24 protein-coding genes are annotated in these 23,905 nt (G+C 42.8%); 23 read left to right on the forward strand and 1 reads right to left on the reverse strand.

Features of this window, described 5'->3' with window-relative positions; translation table 11 throughout:
* Positions 1–47: 47 nt before the first annotated feature.
* From pstC to phoU, 5 genes are read left to right on the forward strand one after another with little or no spacing between them, the layout of a single operon-like run.
* Positions 48–968 (forward strand): phosphate ABC transporter permease subunit PstC, encoded by a 921-nt coding sequence (pstC, locus tag DUK53_RS12835; protein WP_036089745.1) that lies wholly within the window; start codon positions 48–50, stop codon positions 966–968.
* Entirely contained in the window at positions 965–1,849 is an 885-nt protein-coding gene (pstA, locus tag DUK53_RS12840; protein WP_036089747.1) for a phosphate ABC transporter permease PstA, read from the forward strand. Before pstC ends, pstA begins: the two co-directional genes overlap by 4 nt.
* Positions 1,850–1,894: 45 nt before the next feature.
* Positions 1,895–2,695, forward strand: a complete 801-nt coding sequence (gene pstB / locus DUK53_RS12845) for a phosphate ABC transporter ATP-binding protein PstB (RefSeq protein ID WP_036089800.1) — start codon at positions 1,895–1,897, stop codon at positions 2,693–2,695.
* Between the two features lie 25 nt (positions 2,696–2,720).
* Positions 2,721–3,494 carry a phosphate ABC transporter ATP-binding protein PstB gene (gene pstB / locus DUK53_RS12850; protein WP_036129733.1) on the forward strand — a complete coding sequence of 258 codons (774 nt, stop codon included), beginning with the start codon at positions 2,721–2,723 and terminating at the stop codon, positions 3,492–3,494.
* A 12-nt stretch (positions 3,495–3,506) separates the two neighbouring features.
* Positions 3,507–4,166, forward strand: coding sequence for a phosphate signaling complex protein PhoU (phoU, locus tag DUK53_RS12855; protein WP_036089752.1), 660 nt, complete (start codon positions 3,507–3,509; stop codon positions 4,164–4,166).
* A 48-nt stretch (positions 4,167–4,214) separates the two neighbouring features.
* On the opposite strand, the gene DUK53_RS12860 is transcribed toward phoU, so the two are convergent.
* Complete coding sequence (locus tag DUK53_RS12860; RefSeq protein ID WP_036076692.1) at positions 4,215–4,610, reverse strand: helix-turn-helix domain-containing protein; 396 nt, start codon at positions 4,608–4,610, stop codon at positions 4,215–4,217.
* Positions 4,611–4,845: 235 nt separating this feature from the next.
* Between DUK53_RS12860 and DUK53_RS12865 the strand changes: the two genes are divergently transcribed.
* The 18 genes from DUK53_RS12865 to DUK53_RS12950 all read left to right on the forward strand — a co-directional run bounded on the left by DUK53_RS12865 (position 4,846) and on the right by DUK53_RS12950 (position 23,746).
* The gene (locus DUK53_RS12865) at positions 4,846–5,154 is read left to right on the forward strand and encodes an ArsR/SmtB family transcription factor (protein ID WP_036089755.1); all 309 of its coding nucleotides are present in this window, start codon (positions 4,846–4,848) and stop codon (positions 5,152–5,154) included.
* 18 nt (positions 5,155–5,172) lie between these two features.
* Positions 5,173–7,260 (forward strand): heavy metal translocating P-type ATPase, encoded by a 2,088-nt coding sequence (locus DUK53_RS12870; RefSeq protein WP_036089757.1) that lies wholly within the window; start codon positions 5,173–5,175, stop codon positions 7,258–7,260.
* 142 nt (positions 7,261–7,402) lie between these two features.
* A complete protein-coding gene (locus DUK53_RS12875; protein WP_036089760.1) occupies positions 7,403–7,786 on the forward strand; it encodes a hypothetical protein in 384 nt (127 codons plus the stop codon).
* Positions 7,787–7,808: 22 nt separating this feature from the next.
* The gene (locus tag DUK53_RS12880) at positions 7,809–8,459 is read left to right on the forward strand and encodes an HD domain-containing protein (protein WP_036131767.1); all 651 of its coding nucleotides are present in this window, start codon (positions 7,809–7,811) and stop codon (positions 8,457–8,459) included.
* Between the two features lie 21 nt (positions 8,460–8,480).
* A complete protein-coding gene (locus DUK53_RS12885) occupies positions 8,481–8,723 on the forward strand; it encodes a CsbA family protein (RefSeq protein WP_036131769.1) in 243 nt (80 codons plus the stop codon).
* Positions 8,724–8,903: 180 nt separating this feature from the next.
* The gene (gene uvrB, locus DUK53_RS12890; RefSeq protein WP_036131771.1) at positions 8,904–10,880 is read left to right on the forward strand and encodes an excinuclease ABC subunit UvrB; all 1,977 of its coding nucleotides are present in this window, start codon (positions 8,904–8,906) and stop codon (positions 10,878–10,880) included.
* A 6-nt stretch (positions 10,881–10,886) separates the two neighbouring features.
* On the forward strand, positions 10,887–13,754 hold the full coding sequence (gene uvrA, locus DUK53_RS12895; RefSeq protein ID WP_036089771.1) for an excinuclease ABC subunit UvrA: 2,868 nt from the start codon (positions 10,887–10,889) through the stop codon (positions 13,752–13,754).
* Between the two features lie 367 nt (positions 13,755–14,121).
* A complete protein-coding gene (locus DUK53_RS12900) occupies positions 14,122–15,345 on the forward strand; it encodes a DUF4097 family beta strand repeat-containing protein (RefSeq protein ID WP_036131773.1) in 1,224 nt (407 codons plus the stop codon).
* A gap of 71 nt (positions 15,346–15,416) precedes the next feature.
* Complete coding sequence (locus DUK53_RS12905) at positions 15,417–16,703, forward strand: PspC domain-containing protein (protein WP_036089775.1); 1,287 nt, start codon at positions 15,417–15,419, stop codon at positions 16,701–16,703.
* A 21-nt stretch (positions 16,704–16,724) separates the two neighbouring features.
* Positions 16,725–16,916 (forward strand): PspC domain-containing protein, encoded by a 192-nt coding sequence (locus DUK53_RS12910; protein WP_036089778.1) that lies wholly within the window; start codon positions 16,725–16,727, stop codon positions 16,914–16,916.
* Positions 16,917–16,925: 9 nt separating this feature from the next.
* Positions 16,926–17,279, forward strand: a complete 354-nt coding sequence (locus DUK53_RS12915; protein WP_036089780.1) for a phage holin family protein — start codon at positions 16,926–16,928, stop codon at positions 17,277–17,279.
* Between the two features lie 196 nt (positions 17,280–17,475).
* Positions 17,476–18,414: an HPr(Ser) kinase/phosphatase gene (hprK, locus tag DUK53_RS12920; RefSeq protein WP_036059725.1), complete on the forward strand. Its 939-nt coding sequence runs from the start codon at positions 17,476–17,478 to the stop codon at positions 18,412–18,414.
* A 30-nt stretch (positions 18,415–18,444) separates the two neighbouring features.
* Entirely contained in the window at positions 18,445–19,278 is an 834-nt protein-coding gene (lgt, locus tag DUK53_RS12925; RefSeq protein ID WP_036089803.1) for a prolipoprotein diacylglyceryl transferase, read from the forward strand.
* Between the two features lie 21 nt (positions 19,279–19,299).
* On the forward strand, positions 19,300–19,950 hold the full coding sequence (gene ppaX, locus DUK53_RS12930) for a pyrophosphatase PpaX (RefSeq protein WP_036089783.1): 651 nt from the start codon (positions 19,300–19,302) through the stop codon (positions 19,948–19,950).
* Positions 19,950–20,438 (forward strand): acyltransferase, encoded by a 489-nt coding sequence (locus tag DUK53_RS12935; protein WP_036131775.1) that lies wholly within the window; start codon positions 19,950–19,952, stop codon positions 20,436–20,438. Before ppaX ends, DUK53_RS12935 begins: the two co-directional genes overlap by 1 nt.
* Before the next feature lie 65 nt (positions 20,439–20,503).
* Positions 20,504–21,979 (forward strand): tetratricopeptide repeat protein, encoded by a 1,476-nt coding sequence (locus DUK53_RS12940; protein WP_052164896.1) that lies wholly within the window; start codon positions 20,504–20,506, stop codon positions 21,977–21,979.
* A gap of 67 nt (positions 21,980–22,046) precedes the next feature.
* Positions 22,047–23,003 (forward strand): thioredoxin-disulfide reductase, encoded by a 957-nt coding sequence (gene trxB, locus DUK53_RS12945; protein ID WP_036089788.1) that lies wholly within the window; start codon positions 22,047–22,049, stop codon positions 23,001–23,003.
* A 152-nt stretch (positions 23,004–23,155) separates the two neighbouring features.
* On the forward strand, positions 23,156–23,746 hold the full coding sequence (locus tag DUK53_RS12950; protein ID WP_036089791.1) for a hypothetical protein: 591 nt from the start codon (positions 23,156–23,158) through the stop codon (positions 23,744–23,746).
* Positions 23,747–23,905: the final 159 nt, after the last annotated feature.

Below are 23,905 nucleotides of genomic sequence, written 5' to 3' on the forward strand. Positions count from 1 at the left end.
TGTTGGGTATAAAAATAAGAGCCCAGCATCGGAAAGGAGTCTACGCAGTGGAAGCACGAGAAAAAGCATTAACGCAAACTTCCAAAAAGGCCCGTCTTGAAAAGAGAGGGAAAATCATAACGTTTATCTGCATCAGCATCATGGTTATTGCAGCGGCATCCATTCTTTTCTTTGTCATCTCGAAAGGACTGGCTACTTTTTTTGTCAATAATGTTTCGTTTGTTGACTTTATTACAGGAACAGATTGGAACCCTTCCAAAACAGATGCGGCTGGAAATCCACTCGTTGGCGCCTTGCCGATGATTCTTGGTTCTTTTGGTGTGACATTACTCGCAGCTTGTATTGCTGCACCGCTCGCGATTGGCGCAGCTATTTTTATGGTGGAAATATCGCCGAAGTTTGGTAAGAAAATTTTGCAACCTGTTATGGAGTTGCTCGTTGGGATTCCGTCCGTTGTTTACGGGTTTATCGGGCTCAGCGTCGTTGTTCCATTTATTCGGGAACATATTTCAGGAAGTGGTTTTGGGATTGCAGCGGCGACCGCGGTTTTGACCGTCATGATTTTGCCGACTGTGACCAGTTTGACAGTGGATGCGATTCATTCGGTACCACGTCATTATCGTGAGGCTTCGCTTGCGCTCGGTGCAACGCGGTGGCAGACGATTTGGAAAGTAATTCTGCGCAGTGCACGACCAGGTATTTTGACAGCCGTTGTTTTCGGAATGGCGCGCGCGTTTGGTGAAGCACTAGCTGTACAAATGGTTATTGGAAACTCTGTGGTTATCCCGACTTCGTTATTCGAACCGGCATCCACGTTAACAAGTATTTTAACAATGGGAATGGGAAATACCGTCATGGGGACGCTTGATAATAACGTGCTTTGGTCACTAGCGATGGTGCTACTGGCAATGTCACTGTTCTTTATCATTATGATCCGCTTCATCGGACGTAGGAGGAAAGTCAAATGAATGTAAAAACAAAAGATAAGATCGCGACCTCCGTTTTCTATTTGATTGCGCTACTCATCGTCGTTATTTTGGCAGGCTTACTCGGCTATATCTTAGTTCGAGGCGTTCCTCATCTGAGCTGGCATTTCCTAACCTCACCACCCGAATCATTCAAAGCAGGCGGTGGGATTGGTCCAGAAATTTGGAACTCTTTCTACATGTTGCTTATCACAATGATTTTATCCGTTCCAATTGCGCTCGGAGCAGGCATCTACATGGCAGAATATGCCCGTAAAAATTGGATCACAGACTTCATCCGCACAACCATTGAAGTCTTGTCTTCGCTACCGTCGATCGTGGTCGGTTTGTTCGGCTTCTTAATTTTCGTGTTGCAGATGGGGTGGAGCTTTTCGGTTATTTCCGGGGCGCTGACGCTGACCATCTTTAATCTACCGCTACTCATTCGCGTTATCGAGGAAGCGCTCAATGCTATTCCAAATACGCAACGAGAAGCAGGGCTTGCATTAGGCTTGTCGCGCTGGGAAACCATAACACGGGTGTTAGTTCCAGCCGCGCTTCCAGCAATCGTGACCGGGGTTATTTTAGCCGCAGGACGCGTATTCGGTGAAGCAGCCGCTTTAATCTACACTGCTGGACAAAGTACGCCAACATTGAACTTCGGAGACTGGAATCCTATGAACCCGACGTCGCCACTCAACATTTTCCGTCCAGCAGAAACACTTGCCGTTCACATTTGGAAAATTAATGGGGAAGGAATCATGCCAGACGCTGCAGCCGTATCCGCGGGAGCGTCCGCCGTACTCATTCTTTCCGTACTACTTTTCAATATTTTAGCCCGCATTCTAGGAAAATACGTATTTAAAAAGATGACGTCTTCCTAATTCGGCGGACAAAAGGAGTTTTGTAAAATGATGGCAACTACTAATATGTCGTTCGCGATAAACGAAGCAAAAGATGAAATCGTGACGACTGGCGCGCCCGCAATGGCTACGAATGATTTGCACGTCTATTATGGCGACAACCACGCGATTCAAGGTGTCGATTTAGAATTCCATGAAAACCAAGTGACGGCGCTCATCGGCCCATCTGGATGCGGAAAATCGACCTACCTTCGCGCACTCAACCGAATGAATGACGAAATCGATGGCTGCCGAATGGAAGGCGAAATTTTATATAACGGCATCAACATTAACCGCAAAGAAGTGGATTTATACAACGTTCGTAAAGAAATCGGGATGGTGTTTCAAAAGCCGAATCCATTTACGAAATCGATTTTTGAAAATATTGCATTTAGCTTGAAACGTCACGGCATGAAAAATAAAGCCGAGCTCGCAGAACGTGTCGAGAAAAGCTTGCGTAGCGCCGCGCTTTGGGATGAAGTCAAAGATGATTTAGGCAAAAGTGCCTTATCATTATCTGGCGGACAACAACAACGCTTATGCATTGCCCGCGCGATTGCGATGCAGCCAGAAGTGTTGCTACTCGATGAACCAGCCTCCGCGCTCGATCCGATTTCGACGAGTAAAATAGAGGATTTAATTCACGAATTGAAGAAAAAATACACGATTATTATCGTGACGCATAACATGCAACAAGCCGCCCGCGTATCCGATCACACCGCTTTTTTCTACCTTGGAAAAGTAGTCGAAGTGACCGATACAGGGACGCTGTTTACGAATCCGTCTAATAAGCAGACGCAAGACTATATATCTGGTAATTTTGGATAATAAAAAGAAGAAAGGAGTCACCCAAATGTCAACCATAACCGACACGGAATTCGTCATCGAAACAAGAGACGTAGACCTATTCTACGGGCAAAAACAAGCGCTAAATAAGATAAGTCTCAACTTCAAAAAAAATCGCGTGACGGCGCTTATAGGTCCATCTGGATGCGGAAAATCGACTTTTCTGCGCACGTTGAATCGAATGAACGACTTGATTCCAAACGTTACAATCAAAGGCGAGGTCAAAGTTGCCGACGAAAACATCCAAAGTTCCAAAATCGATACAGTTAATTTGCGCAAAAAAGTCGGGATGGTGTTCCAGCAACCAAACCCGTTTCCATTTTCAATCTATGATAACGTCGCTTACGGTCCAAGAACCCACGGCGTCAAAAATAAGAAAAAACTAGATGAAATCGTGGAACGAAGCCTGCGACAAGCGGCACTTTGGGATGAAGTGCACGATCGCTTGCACAAATCAGCGCTCGGCATGTCTGGCGGACAACAACAACGGCTCTGCATCGCCCGCGTTTTAGCGGTACAGCCAGAAGTTATTCTAATGGATGAGCCAACTTCCGCGCTCGACCCAATCTCCACAGCAAAAATGGAAAATCTGATTTTAGAGTTGAAAAAAGATTACACGATTGTTATTGTGACGCATAATATGCAACAAGCATCGCGTATTTCTGATGAGACAGCCTTTTTCCTCAACGGAGAAATCATTGAATTCACTGATACAAGCACCATTTTCACGAATCCAGCAGAACAACAAACGCAAGACTATATCTCAGGAAGATTTGGATAAGGAGCGAAGCATATGCCAGTTAGAAAAATTTTTAATGAGCAGTTAAACGAGTTGCACCAACATTTACTCGAGATGGGAATGCTAGTCAACGAGGCGATTTACAAAGCTGTTAAGTCTCTTGTTAATCGGGATCATGAACTAGCGGAAAACGTCATTGCAAGCGACCGAGCCATCAATAATATGGAATTGGCGTTGGAACAAAGATCCTTTGAACTCATTGCCCTCCAACAACCGGTAGGCATTGACCTTCGCAAAATTGTCACGGTTTTAAAAGCAAGTTCTGATTTAGAGCGAATCGGTGACCACGCCGTCAGCATCGCTAAAACAACGATCTTAGTCGGTCGTACCAAAGTCGTGAAGCCAATCCCAGAAATTCAAGAGATGGGCGATATCGTCAAAATAATGGTACATGACGTTCTAAAAGCTTATCTGGCGGAGGACGAGGAGGCAGCGCGTGAAATAGCATCGCGAGATAATGAAGTCGATAAACTGCAACGCGTCATTTATACAAAATGTATCCATTTCATGCAAGAAGATCCTGATCATTTAGAAGAAATTTCGTACTTACTTCTTGTCGCGCAATATTTAGAGCGGATTGGTGATTATGTAACAAACGTCTGCGAATGGATTGTCTATTTGAAGAGCGGCGAAATTGAAGAACTGAATAACTGATACACGAAAAAACTCTGTCACGTTGCTGTGGCAGAGTTTTTCGATGTATCAATTATTTAATTTCCGAGCTTGTTTCAAAGTGAATTCAAGGGAATCCATAATAAATTCCGTCGTTTCTTCCTGTAAGTACTCCCCGTTTAAATGTTGATGTTCCTCGTAACGCAAATCCTCAATTATTTTCTCGATTCGTTTTGCAATGTCGTTCTTTTCTTTTGTTGTGACCGGTTTATATGAGGGTTCACTATTTTGGCCAATTAAATAATCTACCGAAACATCAAATAACGTTGCAATATGGCGAACCGTATCCAAATCCGGTTCTCGAATACCATACTCCCAGTTACCGTATGTAGAAGGGGCCTTCAGTCCGAGTCTTCTCGCTGTTTCGGCTTTCGACCAGCCTTGCTTTTCCCTTAAAACTGTCAATCGTCCGCTTAAATCTGGCATGCTATCACTCCTTTGTGTAAATTATATCATGATTTTGCGGATTGAGCTCTTTTTTTACATAAATAAACTCATTTTGTACATAATGATTGAAATACTTGCAATTTTATCGAATCTATATTAATATATGTGTATATAAACATATATTAAAAATTATCCCATTTAAACCTTGCTAAGTTTCCTTTTTTGGTCTATTATATGTGTATATGAACATATACGAGAATTGGAGTGATAAGAGATGGAACAAAGCAAGCAACTATTAGGCGAAGAAACACTTTTTGGTGTGACACAGATTTTTAAAGCATTGGCAGATCCGACGCGCGTGCAAATTTTGAACCTCGTGCAAGATCAAGAGTATTCGGTGAACGATATTGCGCGGACGCTAGGTTTCAATCAGACAACGGTTTCCCATCAATTACGCTTTTTAAAGAATTTACGCTTGGTAAAATCAAGACGCGAAGGTACAACGATTTATTATACGCAAGACGACAACCACGTTCTGGAACTGCTCTCACAAGCGATTAGGCACGTGGAACACACAAATTGAGAAGGGACGAGGAGGACAATGGCAGAGTTCAAATTAACCGGGCTTTCCTGTGCGCACTGTGCGCAAGAGATGGAAGCCGAGATGAAGAAGTTGAAGCACGGCAAGGATGCGAAAGTACTCTATAACTCTGGGAAAATGGTTATTTCGAATAAGATGGAAATGGTGGATGTGGAGAAAATATTGAAACAAGAAGGTGTTTCTGTCGTGCAACCAGATGGAGATCACGATCATGACCATGACCATAGCCACGGTGACACAAAACTCATTGTTCAGATTGTCATTTCAACGTTGCTATTCTTCCTCGCCTTTTTTACAGATAAATATATGCCAACCTGGGGATCGTTCAGCATTTATTTCGTTGCGGCGGCACTCAGCGGCTACCAAACGTTTTTCAAAGGACTTAAGAACTTATTTCGTTTGAAGTTTAACATCGATACGTTGATGACGGTTGCGCTAGTTGGTGCTTTTATTATCGGAGATTGGCGCGAAGGAACGGTTGTCGCGATATTATTCGGAGTGAATGAGTATCTAGAAGGCTTCGGCATGCGGCAAGCACGCAAATCGATGGCAGAATTACTCAAAGTCGTGCCAAAAACGGCGAACCTTTTAAAAGATGGCGTTGCAACGGAAGTACCAATTAATGACTTACAGCTCGGTGATATTATTTTGATAAAAGCCGGTGGAAAAGTACCGTCTGACGCTGTAATTGTGGACGGGAAAAGTTCTGTAAACGAAGCCGCAATAACTGGTGAATCGATGCCGGTGGAAAAACAAATTGGTGACGCTTTGTTCGGCGGTTCAGTCAATAACGAAGGAACGCTAAAAGCTGAGATTACAGCGGTTTACGAGGATTCATCGCTAGCTAAAATTTTGCATTTAGTAGAAGAAGCGCAGGAAACGAAGACACCGACGGAACTATTCATCGATCGATTTGCCAAATATTACACACCGATCATTATGCTATTCGCCGTATTAGTGACTATCGTGCCACCACTTTTCTTCGGAGGAGCTTGGGGTCACTGGGTTTACGAAGGACTCGCAGTATTAATTATCGGCTGTCCGTGCGCGCTAATCCTTTCCTCGCCAGTCGCGATTGTATCTGGCATTACGCGCAGTGCCAAGAATGGTGTTTTGATCAAAGGCGGCGTTTTCCTAGAGCAACTCGCTAAAACGAAACAAATCGCGTTTGATAAAACGGGCACACTGACAGAAGGAAAACCAGCTGTCGAAAAAGAAATCGTGTATGATGAAGCGAACTTTTTCCGAATTTCCAGTATGATGGAACAGAGCTCAGGGCATCCAATCGCAGCAGCAATCATCGCTCGCATCGGTGCGGTTGATGCAGAAATGGACAATTTAACAACGGTCGGCGGAAAAGGACTCATCGGCACATTCGAGGGCAAGCAATATTTCTTGGGCAATGAGCAACAAATCCCAGAATCGAGTTGGACAGACGCGGCTAGAACAGACGTTAACGCATTGAAAGAAGCAGGCTATACGGTCGTTATTACCGCATCAGAAACCGCGATTCTCGGCATGTTTGGTATTCAAGATGCTTTGCGCAAAGAGAGCAAGCAACTCGTGACCCAGCTCCATCAAGCAGGTATGACCAATATCATCATGCTAACTGGCGACCACGAAAAAACCGCTGAAAAAGTAGCAAAAGAAATCGGCATCGACCACTACTACGCCAGTTTGCTACCAGAAGATAAGCTGACAAAAATCGGCGACCTTCAAGCCCAAAACGGCAGTATTGCAATGGTTGGCGATGGCATCAACGACTCCCCAGCCCTTGCAACCGCAGACCTCGGCATCGCGATGGGGAAAGGAACAGACAGCGCGATTGAAGTAGCAGATATCGTACTCATGCAAGACCATTTAGGCAAATTACCAATCACCGTAAAAATTGCTAAAAAAGTAAGGTTCGTCGTAGGATTCAATATCGCCTTCGCGTTAGGCCTCAAAATCGTGGCGCTCCTACTCGCGCTAACAGGCTATCTAACTCTATGGATGGCAATCATGGCAGATATGGGCGCTACCATCGTCGTAACCATCTTTGGACTCTCCATCTTATTCCGAAGTAAAGTCGAAAAAGAAATCAAATAAGCAAGCAAAAACAAGGAGTAGCAATGCTTCTTGTTTTTCTTGAAATAAACCGATAAACCGCATACCATCAAGTGTTTTAGGTTGCTATCAACACGTATCCTCGTTATACTAGTAAAAAAAGAAAGCCATTTGGGGGAAGAACATGAAGCAACTATCTAATAGCAAAAAAATTATCGTTATTTTAGGCATCATAGCTCTACTCGCCGTCTCTGTTGCAGCAGTGATGTTCAACGATGACCTAATATCCGTCATCATCATTTCCATCGTCCAATTCATTTTGATCCAAGCGGTTTGCTATGTCGGCATTTATTCCGTTATGAAAGTTGGCGTCACACGCGGGCACAAATTATTCACATGGGGAATCTTGACGACACTTATTTTTATGGGACTCATCTATATTTTTGCAGCAGACAATTTCAGACAATATTCGGCGGCTATTATCGCCTTACTTGGCTTTAGTTCAGCGTTAATTATGCGTGAAGTAGAAAACACGCATCCAGATAATAAAAAACAAGAAGAACAATGAGAACAATGAGGAGTGAAACAAAATGGGAATCCATCAATATTTTCGTAGTTTATCAGATTTAGAGAATATTTATCGCTGTCCAGGCAAGTTCAAATACCAAGAACACTCAGTCGCGGAACACTCATTCAAAGTCACCCAAGTTGCACAGTTTCTAGGCAATGTAGAAGAGCAAGCTGGACAAACCGTCAATTGGCGCGCCTTATATGAAAAAGCGCTGAACCACGACTATCCAGAACTGTTCATTGGAGATATCAAAACACCCGTCAAATATGCGACCGCAGAACTCCGCGAAATGCTATCCGAAGTAGAAGAAACGATGACGCGAAACTTCATTAACAATGAGATTCCGAAAGAGTTTCAAGCCATCTATCACGTGTTGCTTAAAGAAGGCAAAGACGACACGCTAGAAGGCCAAATTTTGGCGGTGGCAGATAAAGTAGATTTACTCTACGAATCATTCGGCGAAATCCAGAAAGGCAACCCAGAGCCGACCTTCACTAAAATTTACAGCGAGGCATTAGAAACCATTTACCAATTCCGCGACATGAACTGCGTCCAGTACTTCTTACGTGAAATATTGCCAGATCTACTCGCCGAAAAAGGGATTGAAAAAACAGATTTACCAGCTTTAACAGATGAAATCAAAGCACGCGTTTTAAAAGCAGACAGTTAAAAAAGAGGGAGAGCGAAGCCTATGTGGGATCAGCTAATTTCGGCGTTAATTTTTCCAGGATTGTTGGTTATTATATTATCTCGAATGACGTACCAACGCTTTGTAGGTTTAGGACTCACCGTGATTTTAATAGCTGTTTCCGCTCGCATGGGTTTCACGAACACCTGGTGGCTCATATGTTTAGACGCGATTTCGATGACCATCGGGTTCTTCCTAGCAACACGAATGCTTGGCAAGTTGCGTCAAGCAGATAAAGAAGCGTAAAAAAGACGCGTATTATGATGAAAAGGCTTTGCTTAACGGCGGAGCCTTTCGTGTTACACGGATGCGAAAATATGTTCGCTTTTTGCTAGCGGATTTAGTCAGATTATGATAAAATGAATACAAGTGATGAGTCTGGGATTTGCCTAGACTCACTTTCGTTTTGCTAAAGGAGGAAAAAAGGTGAAGGATACATTTCAACTAGTTTCGAAATATACGCCACAAGGGGACCAACCGAAAGCAATCGAGAAATTGGTTGCGGGCCTTAGAAGTGGTATAAAACATCAGACCTTACTTGGAGCAACGGGAACGGGGAAGACGTTTACGGTTTCTAATGTGATTCAAGAAGTTAATAAACCAACGCTCGTCATTGCACACAATAAGACTTTGGCAGGGCAATTATATAGTGAATTCAAAGAGTTTTTTCCGAATAATGCGGTAGAGTATTTCGTGAGTTACTATGATTACTACCAACCGGAAGCTTACGTACCGCAAACAGATACGTTCATAGAGAAGGATTCCAGTGTGAACGATGAAATTGATAAATTGCGACATTCTGCAACAGCATCCTTGTTTGAGCGGCGTGATGTCATTATCATAGCCAGTGTTTCCTGTATTTATGGCTTGGGTTCGCCGGAGGAATATGGTGCTATGCTCGTTTCCTTACGACCTGGAATGGAGATTAGTCGCGATCAGTTGTTGCGCGATTTAGTAGAAATACAGTATGATCGCAATGATATTGATTTCCAGCGCGGTCGTTTTCGTGTCCGTGGCGATGTGGTAGAGATTTTCCCAGCATCCCGTGATGAACACTGTATGCGTGTGGAGTTTTTTGGTGATGAAATTGAGCGAATTCGTGAAGTAGATGCGTTGACGGGTGAAATCATCGGGGAGCGAGAACACGTTTCTATTTTCCCAGCATCCCACTTTGTGACGCGCCCAGATATTATGAAGAAGGCAATCGTGAATATTAAGGCGGAGCTCGAGGATCGCTTGAAAGTATTGCGTGCTGACAATAAGTTGCTAGAGGCGCAACGTTTGGAGCAACGTACGAATTATGATATTGAAATGATGGAAGAGATGGGCTATTGTTCAGGCGTTGAGAACTATTCACGTCATTTAGGCTTGCGAGAAGCTGGTTCTACACCTTATACTTTGCTAGACTTTTTCCCAGACGATTTCCAAATAGTAATTGATGAATCCCATGTCACGATGCCGCAAATTCGAGGTATGTACAACGGGGACCAAGCGCGTAAACAAATGCTAGTAGATCATGGTTTCAGGCTGCCCTCGGCGTTGGATAATCGTCCATTACGCTTGGAGGAATTTGAGAAACATGTCAATCAAATTATGTACATCTCAGCGACACCAGGACCGTATGAACTGGCTTTAAATCCGGATGTGATTCAACAAATCATTCGTCCTACCGGTCTTCTCGATCCGATTATCGAAATTCGACCAATCGAAGGACAAATTGATGATTTGATAGATGAAATAAATGAGCGTATTAAGAAGAATGAACGCGTCCTGATTACGACGCTGACGAAAAAAATGTCAGAGGATTTGACGGATTACTTGAAAGAAACGGGTATCAAGGTACAATACCTGCATTCAGAAGTTAAGACGTTGGAACGGATTGAAATCATCCGAGACTTGCGACTAGGCGTATATGATGTACTTGTCGGAATCAACTTACTGCGTGAAGGAATCGATATACCGGAGGTTTCATTAGTTACGATTCTTGATGCAGACAAGGAAGGTTTTCTTCGCTCTGAGCGTTCTCTCGTTCAAACAATCGGTCGTGCCGCGCGTAATCAGAATGGTAAAGTTATTATGTACGCAGATAAGATGACCGACTCGATGAAATTTGCGATTAGCGAAACAGCGCGTCGCCGTGAAATACAAGAGGCTTACAATTTAGAGCACGGCATTACTCCACAAACGATTATTAAAGACGTTCGAGGTGTCATCGCCGCAACAACTGCTGCTGAAACAAGAGAAGCTGAGCACTTGAAAGACCTTAGCAAGATGAACAAGAAAGAGCGAATGGCATTTATCGAAGAATTAGAACATGAAATGAAAGATGCGGCAAAAGCACTTGACTTTGAACGTGCAGCGCAACTTCGCGATACCTTACTCGAGTTAAAAGCGGAAGGATGATTAGAGTTGGAAAAAGATAAAATTGTGATACAAGGCGCGAGAGCCAACAATTTAAAAAATATTGACGTCGAAATTCCAAGAGATAAGCTTGTTGTCATGACAGGCTTATCTGGTTCGGGAAAATCGTCGCTAGCTTTTGATACCATTTATGCAGAGGGACAACGACGTTACGTGGAATCGCTATCTTCTTACGCACGCCAATTTTTAGGTCAAATGGACAAGCCAGATGTAGATTTAATAGAAGGTTTATCTCCAGCAATTTCCATTGACCAAAAAACAACGAGCCGAAATCCGCGATCGACAGTAGGAACGGTAACGGAAATTCATGATTATTTGCGCTTAATGTATGCCCGCGTGGGACATCCAGTTTGCCCGAATCACGGCATTGAGATTTCATCGCAAACCATTGAACAAATGGTGGATCGTGTTTTAGAGTTGCCAGACAAGACGCGGATTCAAATTTTGGCACCTATTGTTTCAGGCAAGAAGGGTGCGCACAAGAAGACTCTAGAAGGTATCAAGAAAGAGGGCTATGTCCGCGTTCGCATCGATGGAGACATGTATGATATCGGAGACGAAATTGAACTTGAAAAGAACAAAAAACATTCCATTGATATCGTGATTGACCGTATTGTTGTGAAGGAAGGCGTGACCTCTCGTTTGTTTGATTCTATCGAGTCCGCCTTGAGATTGGCAGATGGTTACGCTGTTGTCGATGTTATTGGTGATAAGGAATTACTATTTAGTGAACATTACGCTTGTCCGTATTGCGGTTTTTCTGTCGGTGAATTAGAGCCAAGAATGTTCTCGTTCAACAGTCCATTCGGTGCGTGCCCAACATGTGATGGTCTTGGAACGAAGCTCGAAGTAGATATCGATACAGTCATTCCAGATATGAGTCTATCGCTTAATGATGGCGCGATTATTCCCTGGAAACCAATCAGCTCGCAATACTATCCAAAAATGCTGGCTGCGGCTTGTAAAGAGTTCAAGATTGATATGGATACACCATTAGAAGGTTTACCGAAAGAACACTTAGATATCATTCTGAATGGTTCAAATGGCAAAGAATTCTATTTCGAATATAAAAATGATTTTGGAATGACGCGCGAAACAAATATACCATTTGAAGGAATTATACCTAATGTGGAGCGCCGCTATCGTGAAACCAGTTCGGATTTCACGAGAGAACAAATGGCACAATATATGACGGATTTACCATGTCCATCTTGTAAAGGCTATCGTCTTAAAGAAGAAGCATTAGCCGTCAAAATTAACAAGACGCATCTTGGTGATGTGAGCAATTTCTCCATCATTGAAGCGCTGAACTTTTTCGATGAAGTAACACTATCTGAAAAAGAAACACAGATTGCAAAGCCGATTTTGAAGGAAGTAAAACAACGCTTAGGATTCTTGAAGAATGTTGGATTGGATTATTTAACATTGAGTCGTGCTGCCGGAACACTTTCGGGAGGAGAGGCACAACGGATTCGATTAGCGACACAGATTGGCTCACGTTTGACAGGCGTATTGTATATTTTGGACGAGCCTTCGATTGGGCTACATCAGCGTGATAATGATCGACTTGTTCATACACTGCAAAGTATGCGAGATATTGGGAATACACTAATTGTAGTGGAGCACGATGAGGATACTATGCTCGCGGCGGACTACCTAATTGATATCGGACCAGGTGCCGGTGAGCATGGCGGAGAAGTTGTGGCTGCTGGAACACCAGAAGAAGTGCGGAATAATAAGAATTCTATTACTGGAGCCTATTTATCTGGGAAGAAATTCATTCCGATTCCTTCTGAGCGTCGCAAAGGTAGTGGTAACAAGCTCGAAGTCATCGGAGCCAAGGCGAATAACCTCAAAAACGTAAGTGCAACCTTCCCATTAGGAACTTTTACATGTGTAACAGGCGTTTCCGGATCAGGGAAAAGTTCGCTAGTTAATGAAGTATTACGCAAAGCTTTATCCCGTCATATTAACCGGGCGCACGCGAAACCAGGTGAGCACAAAGAGATCAAAGGATTAGAAAATCTAGAGAAAATTATTGATATTGATCAATCACCAATTGGGCGCACGCCGCGTTCTAATCCAGCCACCTACACAGGCGTATTTGATGATATTCGGGATCTTTTTGCATCCACAAATGAAGCCAAAATTCGTGGCTATAAAAAAGGTCGCTTTAGCTTCAACGTAAAAGGCGGTCGTTGTGAGGCATGTAAAGGAGATGGTATCATCAAAATAGAGATGCATTTCTTACCCGACGTGTATGTACCGTGCGAAATTTGTCACGGAAAACGGTATAACAGTGAGACCTTAGATATCCGTTTTAAAGGCAAAAATATCGCAGAAGTACTGAATATGACTGTGGAAGAAGGCTTAGAGTTCTTTAAAAACCTTCCTCGTATAAGCCGCAAACTACAAACAATTGTAGATGTAGGGCTCGGATATATACGATTAGGGCAACCTGCAACGACACTATCAGGTGGAGAAGCGCAACGTGTGAAACTAGCTTCGGAACTTCACAAACGCAGTAACGGTAAGTCGTTCTATATTTTGGATGAACCAACAACTGGTTTGCACGCGGACGATATCGCGCGCTTACTAAAAGTACTACAGCGTTTGGTAGATGAAAATGGCGACACTGTTCTAGTTATCGAGCATAACTTAGACGTTATAAAACAAGCCGATCATGTCATTGACTTAGGACCAGAAGGCGGAGATGGCGGCGGTCAAATCATTGCGAAAGGTACACCAGAACAAGTCGCAAAAGTAGCCAAATCCTACACCGGGAAATACCTAAAGCCAATTCTAACTCGCGACAAAGCCAGAATGAAAGAAAAAATAGCAAGCAAAGCAGACTAACAAAGATAAACTCAAACTAATTCTAAATAAGCCGAAGAGCGCCCAACCCCATTTTTTCGGGTAGGACGTAAACGAAGCTTTACACAAATCGAGCGAGAGCGTTTGTAATATGGGCGTTTCGTGGACTTCTGGCGGGGTATGCTCCGCTTCCAGATTCCACGAAACGCCCGAATTGCGAATGCTTGCCGCCGATTTTTTTGCGTATACACTAAATCCAAAGTGACAAAAGTCTAAAGAAATAATCATACTCTGGTTGTATGACAGAAATGGTCTTGTCGGTCATAATAGAGTTATCAGTTAGAAGCCAAGCATTTATTTTACAAATACTTAATGGATATCGCTATATTTCCACGAGGAGGAAAAAAACATGGAAAACGAACGCAAACGAATTTTAGAACTAGTGAAACAAGGTATTATCTCTACGGAAGAAGCGCTAACGTTACTTGAAAATATTTCAAAAAAAGAAGGCAAAAGTGCAGCAGCGGAGGATATCCGCTCTTCGGAAACAGTGGAAGACGTGCAAGAAGAGATCGTTAAAGAAGAATACGATTATTCGCAAGGTTGGAATACGAAAGAAAATCCATACCGTGGTGGTGCTTCTTACAAGAAACGCCCGCAGCCAAAACAAAAACCAGAAGCTGGTCAAGAGAAACAACAAGATACTGGTCGCCAAATCATGGATGAGCTTTCTCAAGCAGGAGAAAAGTTCGGTAAATTCTTGAATAGTGCTTTTGAGCAAGTGAAGGATATACCGATTCCGTTTTTGACGTCGACGAAATTAGAACGTGATTTTGTTTACCATGATACAACTTTATCGATTTTAGAGTTCGAAATTGCGAATGGTAATGTGGAATTCAAGACGTGGGACAGCAATGATGTGAAGGTGCACGCGAATATCAAGCTTTTCAAAGAGTATCCAGAAGACGAAGCATTGCAAATTTTCTTTGACAAAACGACATTACGTGTGGATGAAGAGACTTTGCGCTTCCAATCACCATCTAAACAAGTGGTAACGAACTTGACGATTTACTTGCCAGAGCGCGAATATGATTATGTATCGATCAAGATTTTGAATGGTAATCTTCATATTGAAGGGTTGACAGGTCGCGATATGTTCGCCAAAACAACGAATGGTAATATCAGTGTTGGTACGTTGAATACGACGCTAACAGAGATCGAATCTATCAATGGAAATGTTCGTGTAAATAGTGGTACGGTGCGTGATTTATCGCTAAAAACATTCCACGGCAACGTTTCTGCTAAAGGTGCATTTGACTCAACGAACCTGCAAACGAAAACAGGAAACATCTCATTCACATTGACGAACCATGATTCTAGCTTCTTGAAAACAAAAACTGGTGTTGGTAACATCGATGTTCAAGTGCCAAGCGAGCTAGGTGTGGATGGTAAATTGCATACGAATCTAGGTAAGATTAACCTTGGAATCTCGGATGCTGATGTGCTTGATGAAACATCTGACTCTGTTAACAAAACAATTCTTTTCACAAAATTACCAAAATCAAATGAAGCTGTTTTGAAAATCGAAGCAGAAGCAACGACTGGTAACGTGAGAGTAAAAGACGTGAAGTAAGATGGCGCGCTATCGCTTTCGAGGGATAGCGCGACTGGTTACATATTTATGAATGAAAGGAAGGAACAATGATGGACAAAAAATTAAGGAGATCCAGATCAGATCGTAAAATAGGCGGGGTTTTTGGTGGATTATCCGAATATCTCGGTATCGACGCCAACGTTTTACGTATTATCTATGTTGTACTTATTATTATTTCTTGGAAAACGATGATCGGGGTTATTGCTTATATTATTGCCTTGTTTATCATCCCTTCCGAAGATACAAGCTACGATGAAGTGATCGATCGACATAACCAAAAAATGAAAGATAAATACGATCGCCACGAAAGAAAAATGCAATCAAAAAGCGAGCGCATCAAACAAGCGCAAGCGACACACTCAGAACGCGCAAAAGAAATGCAACAACGCCATATCGAGCGTGCTAGAGAAATGCGCGGACGCCACGGACAACATCGCCAAAACCGCATGAATCAGCGTATGAATATGGAGAATAATATCCACGGCAATCAAAAGACTGCGCGTCCAAGACCAATTCGTGAATTTGAGTTTAACAATACGACTTTCCGCACGATGGAATTAAAAATCGCAACTGGTGACATCATTATTCGTGCTTGGGACAAAGATGACGTGAAGATGCGCACGGTACTTTCTGTGCACAATAAGGCTAGAGCAGTCCAACAACTGAGCGAAGAGAAACTGTGGGATTATTTCTTTAGCCAAACAACGCTTGATATGTCTAATGACCGTTTTGTTTTTGAATCGAAGAATGATGCATTGAAAACAGATATCGTGTTGACTATTCCAAAACGGACCTATGAGCAAGTGAGAATTCAATTGTTGAATGGTAACTTGAAATATGACGATATGGAAGTTGACGATAGCACGCTAAAAGTCCGTCATGGTGATATTAGATCAACTGGAACGGCAGGTAAATTCCTCGTTGCTAGCACGGAGGACGGCGAAATTCTATTCAAGAGCGGTAAAGTTGAAAACATCGATTTGCATACGACAAAAGGAGATATCTCTATTACAGGAGATTTCCAAACAACCGTTGCCGTTGCTGAACATGGTGATGTAGGCTATATTCTTCAAAATGATCAAGCAACAGCAGCCGACTTGAAGGCGCCTCACGGTGATCTTCGTATCCAAATTCCAGCAACATGGAATGTGAATGGGACACTTGGAACGAAACGCGAAAAAATCTATTTTGACCTAAAAAATGCAAAAGTCTGGGATGAGTCTAATAAGTCCCTTGTGTTCACGCAAAATTCAGAAGAGATGAGTGTCGCAACATTGCAAGCCGCAGTGGACAACGGCATCATTAAAATTACCGAATTAGAAGAAAAACAAGTATAATCTATCTTAGGAGGAACTAACATGAGAAAATTAACGAAATCATCATCACAAAAAATGCTAGCAGGTGTATGTGGCGGAATTGCTGAATACTTCGGATGGGACGTTACGCTGGTTCGTATTGGTTGGGCATTATTAACCCTATTTTTCGGAACAGGAATACTCATCTATATTATTTTAGCCATTCTTATGCCAGCTAATTCAAGTTGGGAGTGATCCAAGTAAATGCGTTGGATAGCAGGAGTTTTAATTAATGCGATATTATTTGTCGCTCTATCTGGATTCTTTGAAAGTTTCCATGTAGAAGGATTTACAGGTGCGGTGATTGCAAGTTTTGTATTGGCGATTTTGAATATGTTGGTGAGACCGATTCTCCTCATTTTGACATTGCCGATCAATATTTTCACACTTGGGTTATTTACTTTCGTCGTGAACGCGATGATGCTAGAATTAACGTCATTCTTCCTAGATTCGTACATTCAAATTGAGACTTTTGGGACGGCATTATTAATTGCGTTACTGATGTCGCTTGCCAATATGGTTATCAATTCGGTACTTTGGAGTAAAGAACCACGATGAGATGAGACCTCGAAATAGCAGGACTTCGCTAAATGAAGAATCGCTTCCTTTCGGGGTTTCTTTTCGTATGTACAAAAATAGGTAGCCTTAAAAATGAGAAAGTGCTAAAATGAGATATAGATTGCAGACAAAAAGGATTGGCGGGATTGGGCTGTGTTTTGAGCTTTGTGCCTGTTGACTTAATGGAGGTACTTTCATGACAAAATCAGTAACGGTGAAAGATTTAATGGAACGTCTAAATTTGGAATTGATTTGTGGGGAAGAGGGATTGGAACGACCAATCTTGACGAGTGACTTATCACGCCCAGGCTTAGAATTAACAGGCTTCTTTTCTTATTACCCGGAGGATCGGGTGCAGCTTTTTGGAATGACGGAGATTTCTTTTTCGGAAGGGATGTCGAGTGATGAGTGTTTGAAACGGTTCCGCCAAATGTGTACGAATCGGACGCCGGCATTTGTTGTGTCGCGCCATTTGGAAGCGCCGAAAGAGTTGGTGCAAGCGGCGACGGAAGCTAAGATACCTGTTTTGCGTTCGAAACTGAAGACGACGCGTTTGTCGGTATATGTGACGAATTATTTGGAAAGTAGATTGGCACCTGTGATTTCGATGCATGGTGTGCTGGTCGATATTTATGGCCTCGGTGTGATGATTATGGGGTCAAGTGGTGTCGGTAAAAGTGAGACGGCGCTTGAGCTTGTGAAGCGTGGACATCGGCTGGTTGCGGATGATAATGTGGAGATCAGACAGGAAGATGAGTTGACGCTTATTGGACAGTCGCCGCCGATTATCGAGCATCTTCTGGAGATTCGCGGTTTAGGAATTATTAACGTGATGACGCTATTTGGTGCTGGTGCTGTGCGTTCTAGCAAGAAAATTACGATTGTGGTTCACCTTGAAAGTTGGGATCCAGACAAGCATTATGACCGCGTTGGATTGGATGAAGAGAAGATTCGAATTTTTGATATTGATGTGCCAAAAATTACGGTACCGGTTCGTCCAGGGCGTAACTTGGCGGTTATTATTGAAGTTGCGGCAATGAATTTCCGCTTGAAAAACATGGGGTACAATGCAGCAGAGCGCTTCACACAAGATTTAAATAACCTTATTGGTCAAAATAGTAGTATGACAGATTGAGGCTAGTCTGTTTTAGAAAGTAGGGGCATGATGAACTTGAATTTTGCGGCGCTGGATCCAGTGGCCATTCAATTAGGTGGAATATCGATACGCTGGTACGGTGTTATTATTGCGACGGCTGTTGTGGTGGCGCTACTTATTGCGTTACAGGAAGCGACGAAACGCAATGTAGATAAAGAAATATTGGTGGATTTGCTTATTTGGGCGATTCCGATTGCGATTATCAGTGCGCGTATTTATTATGTGTTGTTTGAGTGGAGTTATTACAAGGATCATTTGAACGAGATTATCAAAATTTGGCATGGCGGGATTGCGATTCATGGGGCGTTGATTGGTTCTGTGTTGACCGCGATTATCTTTTCTCGCATTAAGAAAGTTTCGTTTTGGCAGTTGGCGGATATTGTAGCGCCGAGTTTGATTATTGCGCAAGCGATTGGACGTTGGGGCAATTTTATGAATCAAGAGGCTCATGGTGGGCCAACGACGCGTGCTTTTTTAGAGAGTTTGCATTTGCCTGATTTTATTATTAATCAGATGTATATTGATGGTGTGTATTATCAGCCGACGTTTTTATATGAGTCGATTTGGAATGTGATTGGCTTTATCGTGTTGCTGGTATTGCGTCGGACGCGAATTTTGCGTGGGGAACTGTTCTTGTCTTATGTTATTTGGTATTCGGTTGGGCGTTATTTTATCGAAGGTTTGCGGACGGATAGTTTGATGTTGACGGATACGCTTCGGATGGCGCAGTTTATTTCGATTGTGCTTGTGGCGCTTTCAGTGGCATTGATTGCTTATTTCCGCGTGAAGCGTGATCGCCCGTATTATTTGGAAGATAAGTATGGTATCGCGAAGAAGAAATAGGGTTTTAGAGAGGAAGTACACATGACTGGGAAAATTACGACATTGTTGTTTGACTTAGACGGGACTTTGATTAATACGAATGAATTGATTATTAAAACGTTTCAACATACGCTGGGGGCTTATTTTCCGGAGCGGACGTATGAGCGTGAAGATATTTTGCCGTTTATTGGGCCTTCGTTGATTGATACGTTTACTGGGCTTGATCCGGAGCGTGCGCAGGAGATGGTGGATCATTATCGGGCGTTTAATAAATTGCATCATGATGAATTAATTTTGGAGTATGATGGGGTTTATGAGGCGATTAGAGCGCTGTATGAGGAAGATTATAAATTGGCGATTGTGTCCACTAAGATGTACGATATGATTCTTAAAGGGCTCAAGACGACTGGTTTGGATAAGTATTTCCAAGTGGTGATTGGTCTGGATCAAGTGGCGTCGCCGAAACCGGATCCGGAAGGAATTAATATGGCGCTGAAATTGCTGAATTCGACGGCGGATGAGGCGATTATGGTAGGCGATAATTATCATGATATTGAAGCGGCACATAATGCGAACGTGAAAAGTGCTGGTGTTTCTTGGGCTATTCGTGGTGCGGATTATTTAAGAGGCTACGATCCAACGTATATTTTGGAATCGATGGGCGATCTTTTGGATATCGTGAGGGAAGATTAGTGCGCCGAACGAAACGGTTTGAGACGAAGAATGGTGTTAATCCGCTTTGGAATGTATATAAAACCGTGTCGTTTGGCCGTACGTTGAAGAATACGCTTGTGATTGAATGCGGGCGTATTTTTCCTTTTATGCGCGGAAAACGGTGGCTTTACCGGCATGGATTGGGAATGAAGATTGGTGAGAATACATCGATTGCTTATAAAGTGACGGTGGATCTTTTTTATCCGGAGAAAATTACGATTGGGCGGAATTCGGTGATTGGCTTTAACACGACGATTTTGACGCATGAGTATTTGATTCAGGAGTACCGGATTGGTGAGGTCGTGATTGGTGACGAGGTTGTGATTGGCGCGAATGTGACGATTTTGCCGGGTGTTAGTATCGGTGATGGTGCTGTAGTTGGTGCTGGTGCGGTCGTTTCGAAGGATGTCCCAGCGCGGAGTTTTGCCAGAGGAAATCCGATTGTTATTAGTGAATTAGAAAAGTAAAGCCCTTTATTGTCTCATTTTATGGTATACTCAACTTACTTGGAAAATGCGCGGAGGTTAAAAATTTGAAAAATAGTAAAGAAGATAGTAACAAAATTTATCCGTTTAGGCCGAATGGTGAGTTTTATTTTCAGCGAGGTATTGAGGCTTTTCGTAATCAGGAGATGCCGGAAGCGTTGCGGTATTTGGAACGGGCTGCTTTTTTTGAACCGGATGAGCCTGTGATTATGTGTCAGCTGGCGATTTGTTATACGGAGCTAGGTCAGTTTGATAAGTCGAATCAGATTTTGCGTCGTGTTTTGGATGAGGCGGATGATATTCATTATTGTTACTATTTCATGGCGAATAATTATGCGTACATGAAGGAGTTTAAACAGGCGTTACAGCATGCGAATAAGTATTTGGCGCTCGTTTCTGAAGGGGAATATGTCGAGGAAGCGAAGGATTTGATTCAGCTTATTATGGAAGAAGCGCCCCTTGCGAGTTTTGGTGTGAGTGATATGTCAGAAATTGAGAAGGCGTCATTTGCGTTCAAAGCGAAGGTAGACGAGCTTGTTTCGGAAGATAAATTGGATGAGGTTAGCCAGTTTCTGATTGCTGAAATCCAGGATAACCCCATTTTTTGGCAGGCTTATATTGAACTTGCGGGCATTCGTTTTAAAGAGGAGCGGTTTGCTGAAGGACTGGCGATATTGGAAGATGTGTTGGCACGAGACCCAGGAAATTTCATGGCGTTGTGCGAGCTTTATTTGTATGCTTATTATCAGGCAGAGTGGGAGCAGGCAGATGCGGTTTTGAAGGAGCTTGGAAAAGTGGAGCCGTTTATGTCGTCGCAACGGGAGAAGCTGGCGCGGATTTGTGCGATGTCTGGGGATTACGAACACGCGGATCATTTGTTTGCAAAAGTGGATCAGCTGGAAATTCTGGATCGATATGCGTATTATTATTATCAGGCCGAGACGGCGTTCTTTTTGGGGCGTTTGGGTGAGGCTCGAGATTTTTGGCAGCATTTTAAGCAGATTGATGGGGAAGAGCTTGATTTTCCGTGGGATTATCCTGATTTGCTGGCGAATGATGAGCGTGCGGTTTTGGAGAAATTGGCGAGTGATGATCGGGCGGAGCACTTGTTTGGTGTGTATTTGTTGACGGTTTCGGATAAGCAGCCAGCGCTGATTATGTTCAATGATTATTTCGATATGACGGGTTGGGACTTTTTTGAGCATTTGATTTTTTCGGAGTTCGAGTTTTTGCCGGATAGTCGAGATGCGGCGAATTGCAATGCTGCGGTTGCGATTCTAGGCCGTTTTGAAGAGCTTGATTTCCCTGCAAAAGTGGAGACGGCTTCGATGTATGTGTTTGTGCTAGATTTTATGAAGCGTTCGATTGATCAGAAATATGATTTACGGATGAAAAATTTGGACGGAGTGGCTGCGGCGATTTTGTATCGATATAAGTTTGGAACGCAGAAAGTGGTTGCGGATTTATTTGATATTTCGGTGGCGACGCTTCGTAAATATACGCTTGAGATCGAGAATTTTTGAGCAGATAAATGGACGGAAAATGCGTGAGGGTTTACGATAGTTCTAGAGTTAGATTGGAGGAATAACAGTGAGTGAAGAGAGGATTTATGACGTTATTATTATCGGTGCTGGGCCTGCGGGAATGACTGCGGCGCTTTATACTTCCCGTGCTGATTTAGATACTTTAATGATCGAACGCGGTGTTCCAGGTGGTCAAATGGTGAACACGGCTGATATTGAGAATTATCCTGGTTTTGACAGCATTCTAGGACCAGATTTGTCGGAAAAAATGTTTTCTGGCGCGAAACAATTTGGGGCAGAATACGCGTATGGTGATATTAAATCGGTCGAAAATGGCCAGGAATATAAGACGGTTGTCGCGGGTTCTAAGACGTTCAAAGCGCGCTCGATTATTATCGCGACAGGCGCCGAACATCGCAAGTTAGGTGCAGAGGGCGAAGATAAGTACAGCGGTCGCGGCGTTTCTTATTGTGCGGTATGTGACGGAGCGTTTTTCAAAAATCGCGAGTTAATCGTTGTCGGAGGCGGGGATTCAGCTGTGGAAGAAGGCGCGTATTTGACACGATACGCAAGCAAAGTAACGATTGTGCATCGTCGCGATAAATTACGTGCGCAACAAATTTTGCAAGATCGTGCTTTCAAAAACGAGAAAATCGAATTCGTTTGGAATAGTACGGTGGAAGAAATTGTTGGCGACGACATGAAGGTGACTGGTGCTCGTCTTGTTTCGACGGTTGATGGCTCTACATCTGAAATAAGTGCGGATGGTGCGTTTATCTACGTCGGCCTTGTACCGCTTTCGAGTGCTTTTAAAGGACTTGGAATTCTGGATGATGAGGGTTATGTTATCACGGATGAGGAAATGGAAACATCGATTCCAGGAATTTTTGCGGCAGGAGATGTTCGCGTGAAGTCATTGCGCCAAGTAGTTACAGCAACTGGTGATGGTGGTTTAGCGGGACAAAATGCACAAAAATTTGTGGAAGAATTAAAAGAAGCGTTAGTAGAAAAAACACAATTATAAGCTCAAAAATAGAGAACAGCTGACTAAATCTAGATTTTAGATGGAGTTGGCTGTTTTTTCGCGCGCTATTTTTGCTAACTATCATATTTTAGTGATTTCGGTTTACAGAGAGAACATGATATAATGGCTAAAAATGAAGGTAGGGAGTAGTTTTGGCAGATTGGTTTATGATTCTAAAAGAGATAGTTTCCATATTGGCTGAGGCTACGACGATACTTGGAGTTATCGCCTTGGTCTATACGGTTCGCCAATTTAAGCGTTCAGAAGTTCAGCGGGATATGGATGTTAGGATGCAAAAAATTGAGTACTCTGTGGATTTATTACATGCTTTTTCGAAAGATATTATACCTGCTATAAACACATATATCAGGCGAGTTCAGGCTGAGTTAGATATAGCCAAATTTGGTAGTGTGGGGCAGGATAAAAAGGGAGAAATTATTGTCGCAGTTAAGATACAATGCGGAGGATTAGAAATTTTGAATGCAATGGAGCATATTTGCGTCTATGTAAAAACCGAGATAGTCGAAAATGATATTATTTTTGATCCAATTAGCGGTGTTTTCTGCGATTTTATGAGTCAAAATGAAGACTTGCTAGAAAGTGCTCTGCAATATGGACCATTTAAGAATATCAGATACGTTCAAAATTTGTGGACAACAGAAAAAATACTAGCGATTACTAATCAGCAAATGGAGGAACTAGCGATGAAAAAAGAAGAGTTGTTAAGTCGGAGAATGACTTGAAAAAAGAGAAAGAAATGGTATAATGAGAGGTGAGTCTAGTGGTAGTAAGTCAAGTGAAAAGGAGTAGTTATTCGAGTAAAAACTTCGTTTTAAGACCGAACAAAACTAAGCCCGCCAAAATAGTGATTTTTTCGGGCATTACCAAGTATGCGAACATAA

The organism is Listeria sp. SHR_NRA_18 (assembly GCF_003856515.1).
Classification (GTDB): domain Bacteria; phylum Bacillota; class Bacilli; order Lactobacillales; family Listeriaceae; genus Listeria_A; species Listeria_A newyorkensis.